The 14,717-nt window shown below is 71.8% G+C and carries 8 protein-coding genes and 1 riboswitch; of the genes, 3 read left to right on the forward strand and 5 right to left on the reverse strand.

What is annotated here, in order from left to right; genetic code table 11:
- The first annotated feature begins 64 nt into the window (after positions 1-64).
- Positions 65-1,399 (forward strand): lipase family protein, encoded by a 1,335-nt coding sequence (locus ACIA8O_RS01865; protein ID WP_396291526.1) that lies wholly within the window; start codon positions 65-67, stop codon positions 1,397-1,399.
- A 7-nt stretch (positions 1,400-1,406) separates the two neighbouring features.
- Here ACIA8O_RS01865 and ACIA8O_RS01870 read toward each other — a convergent pair whose 3' ends face one another.
- The 4 genes from ACIA8O_RS01870 to ACIA8O_RS01885 all read right to left on the reverse strand — a co-directional run bounded on the left by ACIA8O_RS01870 (position 1,407) and on the right by ACIA8O_RS01885 (position 11,212).
- Positions 1,407-2,165, reverse strand: a complete 759-nt coding sequence (locus tag ACIA8O_RS01870; protein ID WP_396291527.1) for an alpha/beta hydrolase — start codon at positions 2,163-2,165, stop codon at positions 1,407-1,409.
- A gap of 225 nt (positions 2,166-2,390) precedes the next feature.
- Positions 2,391-3,440 carry a hypothetical protein gene (locus ACIA8O_RS01875; RefSeq protein WP_396291528.1) on the reverse strand — a complete coding sequence of 350 codons (1,050 nt, stop codon included), beginning with the start codon at positions 3,438-3,440 and terminating at the stop codon, positions 2,391-2,393.
- A 236-nt stretch (positions 3,441-3,676) separates the two neighbouring features.
- Positions 3,677-9,175 (reverse strand): DUF4011 domain-containing protein, encoded by a 5,499-nt coding sequence (locus tag ACIA8O_RS01880; protein ID WP_396291529.1) that lies wholly within the window; start codon positions 9,173-9,175, stop codon positions 3,677-3,679.
- Between the two features lie 186 nt (positions 9,176-9,361).
- Positions 9,362-11,212: a cholesterol oxidase substrate-binding domain-containing protein gene (locus ACIA8O_RS01885; protein WP_396291530.1), complete on the reverse strand. Its 1,851-nt coding sequence runs from the start codon at positions 11,210-11,212 to the stop codon at positions 9,362-9,364.
- A 120-nt stretch (positions 11,213-11,332) separates the two neighbouring features.
- A riboswitch (SAM riboswitch) is annotated at positions 11,333-11,475 on the forward strand.
- Between the two features lie 193 nt (positions 11,476-11,668).
- Here ACIA8O_RS01885 and ACIA8O_RS01890 point away from each other — a divergent pair.
- Together ACIA8O_RS01890 and ACIA8O_RS01895 are read left to right on the forward strand one after the other, a co-directional pair.
- Positions 11,669-12,382, forward strand: coding sequence for an IclR family transcriptional regulator (locus ACIA8O_RS01890; RefSeq protein WP_396291531.1), 714 nt, complete (start codon positions 11,669-11,671; stop codon positions 12,380-12,382).
- 289 nt (positions 12,383-12,671) lie between these two features.
- The gene (locus ACIA8O_RS01895; RefSeq protein WP_396291532.1) at positions 12,672-13,568 is read left to right on the forward strand and encodes a S1 family peptidase; all 897 of its coding nucleotides are present in this window, start codon (positions 12,672-12,674) and stop codon (positions 13,566-13,568) included.
- A gap of 84 nt (positions 13,569-13,652) precedes the next feature.
- Here the strand turns inward: ACIA8O_RS01895 and ACIA8O_RS01900 are convergent, their stop codons facing one another.
- Positions 13,653-14,576: a phytoene/squalene synthase family protein gene (locus tag ACIA8O_RS01900; protein ID WP_396291533.1), complete on the reverse strand. Its 924-nt coding sequence runs from the start codon at positions 14,574-14,576 to the stop codon at positions 13,653-13,655.
- Positions 14,577-14,717 lie beyond the last annotated feature (141 nt).

A 14,717-nucleotide genomic window follows, 5' to 3' on the forward strand; every position in this document is an offset into this window, starting at 1 on the left:
TGTGCGGACCCCGACCGCGCCGTCCACCGGACCCTCACACCCACCCACCCCACGGGGGACCTTCATGCGCAAGAACACCTCCCGGCTGCTCGCCGTCGCCGTCACCGCCGCCCTGGCCGCAACGCCCCTGGCCGCGAGCGCGGTTCCGGCCGCGGCGACCACGTCCTCGGCCGCCACCGACTCCTTCTACACCTACGACGGCAGCGCGCCGCTGGCCTCGTTCGAGCCCGGCACGGTCCTGAAGACCCGGACCCTGCCCTACCACATCGTGGGGCTGCCCACGCCGGTGACGGCGATCCAACTGCTCTACCGCACCACCGACGCCCAGGGCCGCCCGGCCGCCAACGTCACCACCGTGGTGCGCAGCCTGACCGGCGACAGCAGCAAGGCCGTCTCCTACCAGTCCTTCTACGACTCGCTCGACCCGCAGGACAGCCCGTCCCGTGCCGTCGCGGGCGACCTGAGCCTCGGCGGGCTGATCCCGAACGCCGAATCGCTCTTCCTGATCCCGGCCCTGACGCAGGGTTACAACATCGTCATCCCCGACACCGAGGGGCAGAGCGCCGACTTCGCGGCCGGCCCGGAGTACGGGACCAACACCCTGGACTCGATCCGCGCCGCCGTCAGGTCCGGGGCCACCGGCATGAACGCCGACACCCGCTTCGGTCTGCTGGGCTACTCCGGCGGCGCCATCGCCACCAACTGGGCGGCCGCGCTCGCGCCGTCCTACGCGCCGGACGTCAACGCCAGGCTGGTCGGCTTCACCGAGGGCGGCCTGATGGTCGCCCCGGCGCACAACCTCAAGTACGTCGACGGCTCGCTGGCCTGGAGCGGCGTCATCCCGATGGCGGTGATCGGGGTCTCCCGCTCCTTCGGCATCGACCTCAAGCCCTACCTGAGCGACTACGGCCTCTCGGTCTACCGGCAGTTGGAGCAGGGCTCGATCATCGACGCCGTCGGCCACTACCCGGGGCTGACCTGGAAGAAGATGGCCAAGCCGCAGTACGCCGACCCCAACTCGGTGCCCGCCTTCGTCGACGCGGTCAACCGGAACAACCTCGGCTCGGCCCCCACCCCGACCGTCCCCGGCCAGATCGCCCAGGGCAACGGCGGCGTCCTGGAAGGCACCTTCGCCAACCCCGCCGGCATCGGGACCGGCGACGGCGTCATGGTCGCCGGGGACGTCCGGGCGCTCGCCCGCCAGTACTGCGCCACCGGCAACGGCCGGATCACCTACCAGCAGTACGACCTCCTCAGCCACCTCGGCGCCGCCGTCGCCTGGGCCCCCTCCGCCTTCGTCTGGCTGAACGACCGCTTCGCAGGCCGCCCCGCCCCCACCGACTGCGGCCACATCCCGGCCGGCAACGACCTCACCCCGGAGCGGCCCACGGCCTCCTGATGGGACGTCACCCGGCCGAGGAGCCGCTCGGGAAACCGGCCGAGGAGCCGCCCGGGGCGTCGTCCGCGGTGGCCACCAGCCGGTGCAGCAGCCCGACCACCTCGTCCCGGTGCGAGGCGAAGGCCCCGTGGTCGCTGGGCCAGGTGACGGTGCGGGTCGCGCGGGCGGCGAACCGGCGCTGCAGCTCCGGGTGCATGACGCGGTCCTCGGAGCAGACCACGTAGGTGCTCGGCCGCTCGCGCCAGGCGGTGGCGGTCGTCGGCTGGAGACCGGCCGCCATCACCTGGGGCACCAGCCGGGCGGTGTGGCGGGCCCGGTCCGCCTCGTCGAGCCGGGCGTGGAACAGGGCGCCCGCCGCCTCCGGGTCGATGGTCGTGGTGCCGGCGCGGTCGCCGACCATGGCGGCCGCCAGGTCGGTGGGCGGCGCGGAGGCGAGCAGCCCGAGGGCGGTCTCGCCGTGGTCGGGCATCATCGCCGCGAGGTACACCAGGTGCCCGACCCGGTGCGGGGCGAGGCCGGTGATGACGGCCCCGCCGTAGGAGTGCCCGCACACGACGGCGGGGCCGCCCCCGGGCAGCCGGTCCAGGGCGGCCTCGGCCGCGGCGATGTCGGCCGCCAGCGAGCCGCGGTGCAGCTCGGCGACGGCCACCGCGACACCGCGGGCCCGCAGTCCGGCCGCGACGCCGTCCCAGGCGTGCCCGGTGTGCCAGGCACCGTGCACCAGCAGCACGCCCCGGGACGGCTCGGCGGAGGAGGGAAGGGTCATGGCGGGCCTCTCGGTGGTCATCGGTCACGGAACGGAGGACCCCACCACGAGTGGTACGGCCGTCCGGTCATGAGAGTCACCGGCCCACCGAAAGGATTCGCGCCGCCCCGGTACTGCCCCGCGGGCTCGATCACCAGCTGCTCGCCCCGCCCGGCCGCACCGACTGCTCCGGCCCTGGAGCCGCCCATGAGCGCAGGGCTGACGGTCCGTCGCCCTCCCGCCGGTTCACGGAACCCCGTGCACAGCGACCGAGCGGGCCACTGCGGCCAGGTGGTGCGAGGTCCCCCAGGCCCGCCATTCGCGCGAGCCGCCCGGGCGGGTGGTGAGCCCGCTGGCGCGGTGCTGGATCTGGGCGTCGCCCCAGGGCAACTCGACGCCGTGGTGGGGGTCCCAGTGCCGGGAGTCGGTGAGCTGACGGCAGAGCCGGAGGGCGTCGTTCGCGGCCCGGCTCGCGGCGCGGACCACGTACCAGTCGGTGCCTGCGGTGTAGCGGAGGTTCGGGCGACCGCGCCAACCGTGGTTCGGCGGTTGAGGGTGGACGATGCCGTAGTCGCCGAAGTCGGGGACCGGGGAGCGGAGCCCGCGGTGGACGACCGCCCGCCACAGGTCCGCCTCGTGGCGGTGGACCGCGGCGATCAGGTGGGGCTCGATCGCCCCCAGCGAGGCCGGGAAGCTGCCGCCGACGAGCGCGATGTGACGCCAGGGCATCGCCCGGGTCCAGTCCAGCACACCGAGCACACGGCCGACCAGCCGGGCGGCGGCCTGCGGGGAGGGCAGGAAGCCCGCGTCGAGGACCAGGTCGACGTTCTCGGGCGTCAACTCCACGGCGTCGAGCGCGTCGTGGACGGTGGTGGTCAACTCGACCGGAGAGGAAGGAAGTTCGTGCAGGTCGATGCGCAGGCAGCCACCCTGCCCGTGGGCCAGCTGTACCTGTCTGACCTCCTCGAAGGAGCCGGCCGGATCGCCGGTCCGGAAGGCCGGGATCAGCCGGTGGAGCCACTGCCCCAGGTACTCGCCGATCCAGCCCATGGCGTGTCCGGAGAACCCGGTGCCGACCCTGCCGTGCTGCCACAGCCGCCCGCAGTCGACGGTGACGACGAGGTCCTTGGGCAGGTCCTCACCCAGCTGACGGGCGAACAGCTGCACGGTGTCGGCCAGTCGGGCCTCCGGAACGACCTCGAGCACCGGCCGGATGCTGCGCTGTACCTCGGGATCGATGTGACGCAGCGCCAGCAGCTCGCCTGCCTTGCCGCGCAGGATCGGTACGTACTTCATCGGCTTCCCCCCGCCCGCAGGGCCGGCCCGGCCCACCGAGTGACACCGTCGTACGCAGTGTGCGACGGACCCCCGGGCCGCGCCAGGGTGCGATCCGGATTTCGCCCCGGACGAGGACCCGGCTGCTGATGAGTCCGTGGCCGCGAACGGCTCGGTTGTCACTCAGCGGGCGCGGCGTGCGGTATCGGGGTCTGGCAGTTGGGCGGGGGCGGTGGCGCCCCCGCCCGCTCAGCCGATCAGTCGCGGACCTTGTGAACGTGGACGAGGTGGCGCCGTCCGTTCTCCTCGTACTCGACGGAGTCACCGGACGAGCGGCTGGTGAGAGCTCTACCCAAGGCGGTGAACGGGCTGAGATGGACGGTCTCTTCGTCGAAGGTCCGTCCTGAGGTGATCTCGTACTCCATGGCCTCGTCGTCGCCGTCGAACTGCAAGGTGACCAGGCGTCCTGGACTGACGATGCCGACTGCGGCCGAGCGGTCGCCGGTGAGGTAGGCCCTCAGGACGGTGGCGCGGGCTTCCAGATCGGACCGCTGTTCCCGGTCCCGTCGGGACTGATCCGCCCGGGTACGGGGCCCGGAGCGGTGGTCGGTCGACGTCGGCTCGGCCAGTGCAGCGCGGATCTGGGTCAGTTCGTGTGTGATCCGCTGCCGGGCAGGTCCCGACAACTCCTCCTCGTCGGGACGAGAGAGCGGGGCAACTGTCCGACCGGAGGATGCAGTTGCCTCGGGAACTGCTGACGGGAGAACGGGCTCGGGCCTTTGCACGGGTTGTTCGTCGACGGCCTGGAAGACCTTGTCCGGTGATGCCGGGAGGCCCACCTCGCGCTCGACGGCCGCCCTGAGTCGGGCCTCAGCACCCGGTCGGTTGCGGTACCAGTCCGTGCCCCAGATCCGGTGGAGTCTCCAGCCCAGCCCGGAGAGGACCGACTCCCGGAGGCGGTCACGGTCCCTGGCCACCTTCGAGGAGTGGTACATCGCACCGTCGCACTCGATGCCCAGGGCGTACCGTCCCGGTCTCCGGGGATCGCGTATGCCCAGGTCGATCCGGTACCCGGCGACGCCGACCTGTGGACGTACGGAGTAGCCCCAGCTCCGCAGCACGTCCAGGACCGATTCCTCGAACGGGCTCTCTGCGTCGTCGTCGTCCGTTTCGCGTTCTTGGGCAAGGACGGCCGGACCGTGCTTGGCGTACTTCAGGTAACGCGCGAAGTAGCGGGAACTGTCACTGCCGGACTCGGGGAGCTCGTCGGGATCGAACGAGGCGACGACCTCGACCCGGTAGCGGGCTCGGGTCACCGCGACGTTGAGCCGGCGCCAACCTCCCGCCTGGATCATCGGGCCGAACCTCCGCGAGATTTTGCCGCGCTCGTCCGGGCCGTAGCCGACCGACATGATGATGACATCGCGTTCGTCACCTTGGACCGTTTCGAGGTTCTTGATGAAGAAGCCGTCCAGACGGTCCTCGGAGAACTGGTCATCGAGATCGGGCCGACCACGCCTCGCGTTGTCCACGGCCTCCCGGATCGCGTCCGCCTGCGCCTGGGAGAGGGCGATCACGCCGAGCGACCGGCCTGGGCGGGTGTCGAAGTGCTTGATCACCAACTGAGCGACCTGCCGGGCCTCCAGCGGATTGTTCCGCGGGCCGGTTGCGCCACCGTGGTACCGCCCGTCCACGGCCCGCACGAAGGCCACGCCCACGTCGGGGCTGTCTGCCAGTGCGCCCGGGAAGGTCGTCATCGACCGGTCGTAGAATTCGTGGTTGCTGAACGCGATCAGGTGCTCGTGCCGACTGCGGTAGTGCCAACGCAACGTCAGGTTCTTGAGCATCCCGCTTCCCTTGGCCAGGGTGAGCAGTGACTCGTAACTGGTCGGCTTGTCGTCCGCGTCGCCGGGCGCCGCGTCGTCCTCCTCATCATCCTCGCCCGCGCTGAAGAAGGCGGTCGGGGGGAGCTGCTTCTCGTCACCCGCGACGATCAGGGAGCGGCCGCGGTAGACACAGTTGATGGCGTCCTGCGGCAGGACCTGGGAGGCCTCGTCGAAGATGACGACATCGAACATGAAGTCGGGCGGGAGCAGCCGGCTGACCATCAGCGGGCTCATCATGAAGCACGGCTTGAGGAGTCGGACGGCGCTGTCGGCTTCACTGAGCAGGGTGCGGACCGGCTTGTGGCGGCTCCTCTTGCGTCCCTCGGTGTTCAGCAGTCTGGTGCCTTTGTCCCGGAGCGCACCGGGGCGGCGGCTCTCGCAGGCACGTGCCACCTGAACCCGCGCACCCTCGAGCAGGAGCTGGTCGACCTTCCGGAACTCCGTCACCCGGTCGTCACGGTCTTGGGACCGGGTCCACAGCAACCGGCTGTCGTTCTCGATGATGCGGTCCGCCCAGGAACGGAGAACCGCCTTCTCGACCACGGAAGGGAAGCTGTCCTGCTCCACCTGCACCTTGACGGCTCGTCCGACCAGATCGCCGAGGTGGTGACCGTCGAGGACCCGACGTCCGCGCAGGTACGCCGCCCATTCGTCCGGCCCACCGCGATCGGAGCCGAGCTGGGCGAGCAGGCTTTCGGCGGACGCCAAGTCCTGTTCCAACACGGCTCGGAGCTGCCCTGCCCGTTCGGTCGTGAAGAGCCCGGTCAGCTGGGTGGTCGCACTTGACCAGCCCTCGACGGCCTCTTCCAAGTCGGTGTCCCGCCGTGCTCCGTGGAGCGAGTGCAGGCTCTCGGCGGGGAAGACCTGATGACCGATGAGGCCGCAGGCCGTGCGCATGTCGGCCACCCAGGCGAGGGCCACCCGGAGTGCATCGCGGTCGGTGTCGCGTCCTCGGTACAGCTCGCCGAGCAGTTGCCGGTCCTGATCGGCAGGCGTGCTGAAGTTCTCGTCGGCCACCACGGCCTCCGTGACGAGGACGAGGGCGTCCAGCGCCTTTCGGAGCGTCCAGTCAGCGCGTCCGGACGCCTCTTCGATGGCGTGCAGCACGTCCCGTGCAGCGTAGAGCAGCGGCAGCTGGCCACGGCTCCACTGCGCGGCCTCGGTGATCGGTTCATCCTCCAGGGTGTACGGAGCGCCGATGGCGGGGGGAGTGACCAGAGCTTGCCGCCACGCGGTGAGGATCTCCGCCGCCTGCGCGGCAGCAGTGCGTGCGGCGTCGCGAGGAGTGCCGCCGTGTGCCAGTTCTCCACGCAGCGCCTCGGGATCCGTCACCTGCGGTGCGAGGTCCAGGATTCTGCTCGCCTGATCGAGCAGGTCGGCGGCGGAGTCGAAGTCGGTTTCCTCGGACAGCCACAGGTGAGCGAGTGCCGGGCCTTCGCGTCTGGCCATTTGAGCCAGAGTCCGGTGGGCCCTCTGCCAGGCGACTGCGTCCGGAAGTGCGGCGATCACGGTCCTGGAGCATTTGCCCTCACCGGGGAGCAGGGTGCGGACGAGACGACTGTCGACACGGCGGGCGGAGGAGAACCGACCGGGCAAGGTCTGGTGAACGGTGGCGAATCGCTGTGCGACCTCCTCCAACGCCTCTTCGGCCAACACGGCTTCGGTGAACACCTGTTGGGCCTTGGACCTGGTGGTTCGAAGCTCGGCGACAGCGTCGGACAGCCGGGGGAGGGCACTCCGGGCAGCGGTGAGACCATCCGCGGTGAGCCAGCGGGCGGGTGGCTTGTCCTCCGGCGGCAGTGCGGAGAACTCGGCCAACCGGGATATCCGGAGAGCATCCCTGCAGGTGGCGGGAGCCGGAACCCCGTACATCCGGGCGGCTCCGGTGGCGAGCTTCCCGGCGCGATCCAGGGCGTCGGCATCGGCTGACAGTTGAGTGATGAGCGCTTTCGCCTGGTCCACTGTCAGGGAGTCGAGCTCCAGCACGGGAGGCAGGGAGGCCGAGGCTGCGGACCAGTCGGTCGCCGCCGCCAGGGCACTTGTCTCCGCAAGTGCGCTCCAGCGTAGGCCGAGCACGGTCACCACGTTCTGCTCGGCGACGGCAGCACGGTTGTGCCTTGCGATGAACGAGCCGATTCTGGAGCCCAGTTCGGAGTGGTCCAGGCCCAGCCAAGCGACCGGAAGTGCAGGACGCTGCTCACCGGTGCGCAGCACCTCGGCGAGCCGAGCAGCGTCATGGAGACCCTCCCAGCCCATCGCGTCCACCAGCTCCGAGTACGGCTCGAGGGTCCGACGGATGTTGTCGAGTTCCTCCAGAGCCCTGTCCAGCGCCTCGAGTTCGCCACGGGCTCCGGTCAGCTCTCGCCAGAGGAAGGCATCGCCTTCAAGCGCCGGGCGCCAAGCGCGGGCGATCCAGCCGGCTGCCTCGGTGATCTGGTGCAGCAGCTCCTCGGTCAGGTCGCCGGCGACGAAGGCCGGGCCCGGCCGGAGGGAGTAGACGTGTTCCAGGAGGGAAATGCTGCCCAGGACCGTGTGGAGGGACCTGCCCAGACCGGCCCGGGGCTCGTTCATGGCCGCGGCGTAGCCCGACAGCTCCTCACGGAGGCCCTTTGCCGTGGAGCGCTCGTTGGTGCCGGCCCTGGGGAACGAGCGCGGTGGGGCATCGAGCGCCCTTCCGAGCTCCTGCGCGACCTGCTTCCGGCCCATGGTGTTGCTGTGCAGAGCGAGGACGTAGTCGTCGAGGCCGACGTCCTTGAGCCGATTGCGCACGACGTCCAGGGCTGCCGCTTTCTCGCTGACGAACAGGACGGTTCGGCCCTGGTCGAGCAGACCGGCGATGATGTTGGTGATCGTCTGGCTCTTGCCGGTGCCGGGAGGCCCGTCCATGACGAAGCTCCGGCCCTCGATGGCTGCGGCCACGCACTGGCGTTGCGAAGAGTCGGAGTCCAGGACGAGCGGAGCCTGCTCGGGCGGCTGAAGCTGGTCGATCCGGTCGAGCGGTAGCGGTTCGAAGTCGAAGGTACCGGCAGCCAGGTTCGAAGCCCCGCCCAGACCGACGGCTCGGACCAGATGACTCTTCAGAATGCGGGCCCGGTTGTCCTTGAGATCGCGGTACATCGCCTCTTTGCTGGAATTGAAGGCATCGAGTACCACCCGGTCGTGGACTGCCCAGCCCTTACGCTGCGAGGCCTTCAGACGGGCTTGGTCGAGCAGCGCGGGAACATCGGAGAGGTCGACCTGCTCAGGGCTCGGCCAGTCGAGCCCGAGTTCCTCCATCTTGATGGCGAGGGCGGGATTGAAGACCACCTCCTCGTCGGTGTTGAGCTCCAGCAGGTAGGAGTCGCCCTTCCACCGGCGGAGTGTCACCGGCGCCAGGATCAGCGGAGACCTGACGCTCTCAGCCGATGGAGCCGGATGCCACTCCAGGAAGCCGATGCCGAGGTGCAGCACCCACAGGCCGTAGTCGTTGAACTTCTCCTTCGCCACCGTTGCCAGCCTTCGGAGGTGACGGTCCTGTTCTGCCTGGGTGGCCTTCGAGGTGACGAGCGAAAGGCGTTGGGAGTTTCGCCCGGTACCACTGCGAGACACCGGGGTGTCGATCGGCCGACTGCCGACGAGTGTCCCCACAGGCAGCGGCGACGGTTTGTCGAGCTGCACGGGCAGCAGTGACGGGGCGTCACCGGAATCGGCCGCCGATTCCCGTACCTGGGCGAAAACGCACCCCGCAGAGAGACTGCCGAGGATTGCGGACAGGCCGGGAGCCGTTATGTCCATGCCGGCCTGGGTCTTGGTACGGCGGTAACTCACCAGCCGGTTGCGGAAACCGAGATCGATGAGGGCCTTCTGCCAGTGATCGAGCAGTGCCTCCAACGGGTCGGCACCGCGTCGGTTACCGGGGCGTCGGTCTTCCAAACCGGACAACTCCGTTCCTTCATCCACGGGAAGCGCGAGGCGCGCTGCACGAGCCTAGTGCGGTCGTGTGTGGCCGACGGCGTTCGTGTCCGATCCGAAACCTGACGCTCCGTTAGGCGCGACGGAGCGTCAGGACGGGGCGATTCAGTGCGTCCGCAGCAGGGCGTCCAGGAAGGGGTTGCCGAAGACGCGGTGGGGGTCGAGGCGGTCGAGGGTGGTGACGGCTTCGTCCCAGCCGGGGGTGCCGGGGGAGCGGAGGGAGGCGGGGACGGTGGTGGTGAGGAGGGTGGGGTCGGCCCAGGCGGCGGTGTCGGTGTAGGCCCAGCCCTTGGACCACTCGACGCGGAGGCCGGCGCGGGTGCCGTCGAAGAGGGTGAGCAGGGCCTGTTCGAGGTCGCGGCAGAAGCGGTGGAGGCCGGGGGTGCCGGGGAGGGTGAGGATGTCGAGCCAGAGGGCGGTGTCCCGGTCGGGGTGGGCGGGGTCGGGGCGCAGGGCCGAGAGCAGGGCGGGGCGGGCGCCGGGGATGCCGGTGGCGGCGGGGTCGTCGAGGCCGGTGACGCGGATCTCGACGGCGCCGTTGACGGGGTACTCGCCGCGCTGTCGGTACTCCGTCAGCAGGCGTTCGTAGGTGGTGGTGAAGGCGTTGACCGCCCACTGGAGGTCGGCCCGGCGCAGGTGGACCGCGTAGCCGTTGGCGGTGACCCGCAGCGTGGTCGGCCGGACGTACTGCAGGAGGGTCCGGGAGGGGCCCCAGAGGTCGGAGCGCAGGCCGTCGGCGAGCAGGTGGGTGAGCAGGTCGCCGGTGAGCAGGGAGCGCAGCAGGCCGCTGGAGAGCAGGACGTCGGTCAGGTCCCCGGTGAGCCCGATCTTGGTGATGAGGTACTGGAGCTGGCCGAAGACCGGTGCCAACTCCGGTGTGCCGGAGACCAGTTGGCCGGCCAGTTCGGCGACCGGCTTCGGGATGTTGTCCGAGAAGGGGTAGTTGTACGGCTCGGTGACCGAGCGGGCGGCGAACGGCCGGCCGGGGGTGACCCGCCAGGTCTTGAGCCAGGGGTACGCGGTGAAGGCGTACCAGATCGCCTCGGCCCGGCCGTCCCGGTCGACGAAGGAGGCGAAGGTCCGGGCGCCCGTCGTGCCCGGGGCGGCGAAGAGCTCGGAGGCCGGGACGTCGACCCGGCTGACGCAGCGCAGCGGCCGGTCGGCGCCGACCCGGAGCACCGCCTCGGTGAGGAAGGCCCGGCCGAGCTGGACCAGCAGCGCGCCGGCCTCCGCCTCGGTGCGGTCGAACTCGCGCAGCACGTACCGGCCCGAGGACTCCTCCCAGACCACGGCGGTGAGCGAGACCACCTGGTTGGAGAGCGAGCCGTAGCCGTGGCCGGCGGGCGGGGTCTCGCCGGCGGCCGGGACGGCGGTGCCGTGGCCGCCGATGGCGAGCACGCCGCCGACGGTGAGGTCGCCGGGGGCGGGGCAGGCGGTGACGCCGAGGCCCTGCTCGGCGAGGCGGGCCAGCAGGTCCTCCATCGCGGCGCCGGTCTGCACCCGGACGGTCGGGGCGCCCGCGACCTGGGTGCCGGTCAGGGTGATCGCGGTGAGGTGGCGGGTGGTGTCGAGCAGCAGGACGCGGGCCGAGGACGGGGTGCCCGGGGCGACGGTGAGCGGGGCCCAGCCGTGCCGGTGGCCCTGCGGCCGAAGCCGCCAGCCGTTGGCGCGGGCCCAGTCGGCGAGCTCGGCGACCTGCTGGGGGGTGGCGGGTTCGCAGACCCAGAGCGGGTCGGTGCGGACCTCCCCGGCCCAGTTCTCGAACACCCGCTGGTACGGGACCAGCCCGCCGGGGAGGCCGGTGGGGGCCGTGCCGACGGCTCGCGCGCTGTCCGGCCCGACGGTGCCGCGCAGCAGCCAGGCCGCCCCGGCCGTGCCGAGGGCCGCGGCGAGCGTCTGACGGCGCGTCAGTCCGTGCTTCCCGTGCTGTTGTTGCCCTGCTCGTTGGTCTGTCACGCGGCGACGCTACCAATGTGGATCACCCGGCGGGCCGGTTTCGGCCCCCGGTGGGGCGGTTCCGGACGAGGTGGGGGGAGGTTGGTCACGGCGCCGCCACGACTTGATATGGTTCCTCGCGAATCATCCAGAGGGGTGGAGGGACCGGCCCTACGAAGCCCCGGCAACTCCCCGTTCGACCCGGCGTCCGAAGTACGCGCCGTGCCGTGCGGGAGCAGTGCCAACTCCGGCCTGTCGCCACTGTGGCGCGGGAAAGATGAGGAGACACGGTGCTCTCTGTGCTGTCCTTCGCCCGGGCGCTTCCCGCCCCGGCGCTTTCGCGTACCCGTTTCGTGTCCGGCGCAGGCATTCGGCCCACTTCTGCGGCCTTCCCTCGCTGACCACCCCCGGCTCCCCGCACGGAGCCCCCGCGGGCGGACCCACCCGCCGTCCGCGGATCTGAGACGGAGTACACCCATGGAAACCATCAGCGGCGTCGGCGTCCTCGACAAGGTCACCTCGATCCTCGGCACCCTGGAGGCCGGCCCGACCACCCTGGCCGGGCTGGTCGCCGCCACCGGCCTGGCCCGGCCGACCGCGCACCGGCTGGCCGTCGCGCTGGAGCAGCACCGGCTGGTCGCGCGCGACATCGAGGGCCGGTTCACCCTCGGCGCCCGGATCGGCGAACTGTCGGCGGCGGCCGGTGAGGACCGCCTGCTGGCGGCGGCCGGGCCGGTGCTGGCACAGCTGCGCGACGTCACCGGGGAGAGCGCCCAGCTCTACCGGCGCCAGGGCGAGATGCGGATCTGCGTGGCCGCCGCCGAACGGCTCTCCGGCCTGCGCGACACCGTCCCGGTCGGGGTCACCCTCCCGATGCGGGTCGGGGCCGCGGCCCAGATCCTGCTGGCCTGGGAGGAGCCGGAGCGGCTGCACCGGGGCCTCCAGGGCGCCAGCTTCACCGCCACCGCGCTGAGCGGGGTGCGGCGGCGCGGCTGGGCGCAGGCCGTCGGGGAGCGCGAGCTCGGGGTCGCCTCGGTCTCCGCGCCGGTGCGCGGCCCGTCCAACCGGGTGGTGGCGGCCGTCACCGTCTCCGGCCCGATCGAGCGGCTCAGCCGCCACCCGGGTGCCCGGCTGGCGCAGGCCGTGGTGGAGGCGGCCGACCGTCTGACGGAGGCCGTCCGGCAGGCCTGAGCAGTGACCCCGGCCTTGAGCAGTGCCCCCCGCCCTGGGCAGTGACCCTCGTCCCGGGCAGTGATCTGCGGGGTCGTCAAGGCGATCGGACGGACTGTCAGCGGACTTCCAGGTTCGGGTCGGGAGTCTTGTGCGGGGTCGGGACGCTGCTGATACTTCCGGTCAGCGCCTGTCAGGAGCAGATCAGCCGTGGCCGTTCACCGAACGGCCGCGGACGTCTGCGTGCGGCCTGACTGCGCCTCACGGCCCCCCAACCCTCAGGGGCCTCTCACTCCCAGGAGGAGAATCAGTGAGGATCGAGCGCACCACCCCCCACGGCCGTACCGGCGGTCTCCGTACCCGGATGCTCACCGCGGCCGTCGCCCTGCTGTCCGCCGCGGCCGCCACCGCGGCCGCCGTGCCGGCCGCGGCCGCGTCGCCCGTCCAGTCCTTCGGCCCGGCCAGGCTCGCCGCGGTGGGCGAGGCCGTGCTCGGCGCCGATGTCGGCGGCACCGCCTGGTACGTCGACGCGGCGGCCGACCGCGTGGTCGTGACGGCCGACAGCACCGTCTCCCCGGCCGCCCTGGCCAGGATCAGGAAGGCCGCGGGCACCGACGGCGGATCGCTCAGGATCGAGCGCGCCCCCGGCGTCTTCAAGCCCCTGCTCGCGGCCGGGGATGCCATCTACGGCGCGGGGTACCGCTGTTCGCTCGGCTTCAACGTGGTGAGCGGCGGCAGCTACTACTTCCTGACGGCCGGTCACTGCGGGAACGTGGTGAAGACCTGGTACACCAGCTCCGCGCAGAGCACCCTGATCGGGGCCACGGCCAACTCCAGCTTCCCGGGCAACGACTACGCGCTGGTCCGCTACGACAACGGCTCGCTGAGCCACTCCGGCGGGTTCTCCTCCGCGCCGAACGCCTACGTCGGCGAGTCGGTCAAGCGCACCGGTTCGACCACCGGCACCCACGGCGGCACCGTCACCGGGCTGAACGCCACCGTGCACTACTCCGGCGGCGGCACCGTCAAGGGGATGATCCAGACCAACGTCTGCGCCGAGCCCGGCGACTCGGGTGGCCCGCTGTACGACGGGACCAAGGCGCTCGGCATCACCTCGGGCGGCAGCGGCGACTGCCGCACCGGCGGCACGACCTTCTTCCAGCCGGTGAACGAGGCGCTCGCGAAGTACGGGGTCAACGTCTACTGACGGTCCCCGATCCGGCGGGCCGGGGGCGCGTGCCCCCGGCCTGCTCGGCCGTACCCGAGCCCGTTCAGTTGCCCACGGGCCCGCTCAGCCGCCCGCGGCGCCGCGCACCCGGCGGGCCCGGAGGTACTCGCGCGCCAGCAGGCGGAGCGCGGCGCCCTTCGGCGGTCCGGCCGGGCGGCGGAGCAGGGCCGGGAGGTCGGCCCGGGCGGCGCGGGAGGTCAGAGCATCCAGGGCGACCATGCAGCGGACCATCGGCCGGTGCGCGGGCGGGGCGAGGCCGATCACGGCGCGGCCCTCGGCGAGGGTGCGGTCGGCGTGGTCGAGCTGGGCGGTGAGCAGGGCCCGGACGGCGGGCCGGTCGGCGCCCCGTTCGAGGTCGGCGCGGGTGACGCCGTGCTGGTCCAGGGCCTCCTGGGGGATCGTCAGGCGGCCGTCGGCCAGGTCCTCGGCGAGGTCGGCGAGGAAGTCGATCCGCTGGGCGGCGTCCAGGTAGGTGCGGCAGGCGGCCCGGTAGGCGTCCTGGTCCCCGGACGGGCCGAGCAGGGTGGCGACGACCATGAAGGCGGGCAGTGCGTAGGTGTCCAGGTAGACCTGGTAGTCGGCCTCGGTGGCGAAGCCGGGGAAGTCGAGGTCGGCGAGCGCCCCGGCCAGGTGCTCGGGCACCAGGGCGCGCAGGGCCGGGTGGGCCCGGACGGTGTGCAGGAACGGGCGCAGCTCGGTCCGGTCGGTCTCCCCGGTGGCGAGGGCCTGCTCGACCTCGCCCTCCCACTGCGCGTACGCCGCCCGCCGGCCCTCGGGCGGTCCGCTGTCGAGCAGGGTGTCGGTGCGGTTCATGTAGGCGGTGGCGGCGATCACGTGCGGCACCAGCCGTGCGGGCAGCAGGAGTTGGGCGGCCAGCGCGGCCTCGCGCCGGTACCGCGTCACCTGCTGCCGCTGCCGGGTGTAGTCGTCCCGCAGCAGGGGGTCGGTGATCCCGGCCGCGTCCAACGCCCTCGTCCAGCCACTCACCCGGGCCCGTCCTCTCCTTGATCGTCTCCGGTGCACCCTAGCCGGGCCCCGGGAGGGTCGGCCGAGGCAGGGTGAGGTCCGGGTTGTCAATGAGGTTCAGTCTTTCGAGTGGTGATCATTCCGTCTGACGCACCGGTACCG

This window comes from Kitasatospora sp. NPDC051853, assembly GCF_044452665.1.
In the GTDB taxonomy this organism is placed as follows: Bacteria; Actinomycetota; Actinomycetes; order Streptomycetales; family Streptomycetaceae; genus Kitasatospora.

Bases quoted from the DNA above. Each gene is read 5' to 3' on its own strand.
- ACIA8O_RS01875 (WP_396291528.1), bottom strand. From the start codon at position 3,440: ATGAAGTACGTACCGATCCTGCGCGGCAAGGCAGGCGAGCTGCTGGCG.
- ACIA8O_RS01870 (WP_396291527.1), bottom strand. From the start codon at position 2,165: ATGACCCTTCCCTCCTCCGCCGAGCCGTCCCGGGGCGTGCTGCTGGTG.
- ACIA8O_RS01865 (WP_396291526.1), top strand. From the start codon at position 65: ATGCGCAAGAACACCTCCCGGCTGCTCGCCGTCGCCGTCACCGCCGCC.
- ACIA8O_RS01890 (WP_396291531.1), top strand. From the start codon at position 11,669: ATGGAAACCATCAGCGGCGTCGGCGTCCTCGACAAGGTCACCTCGATC.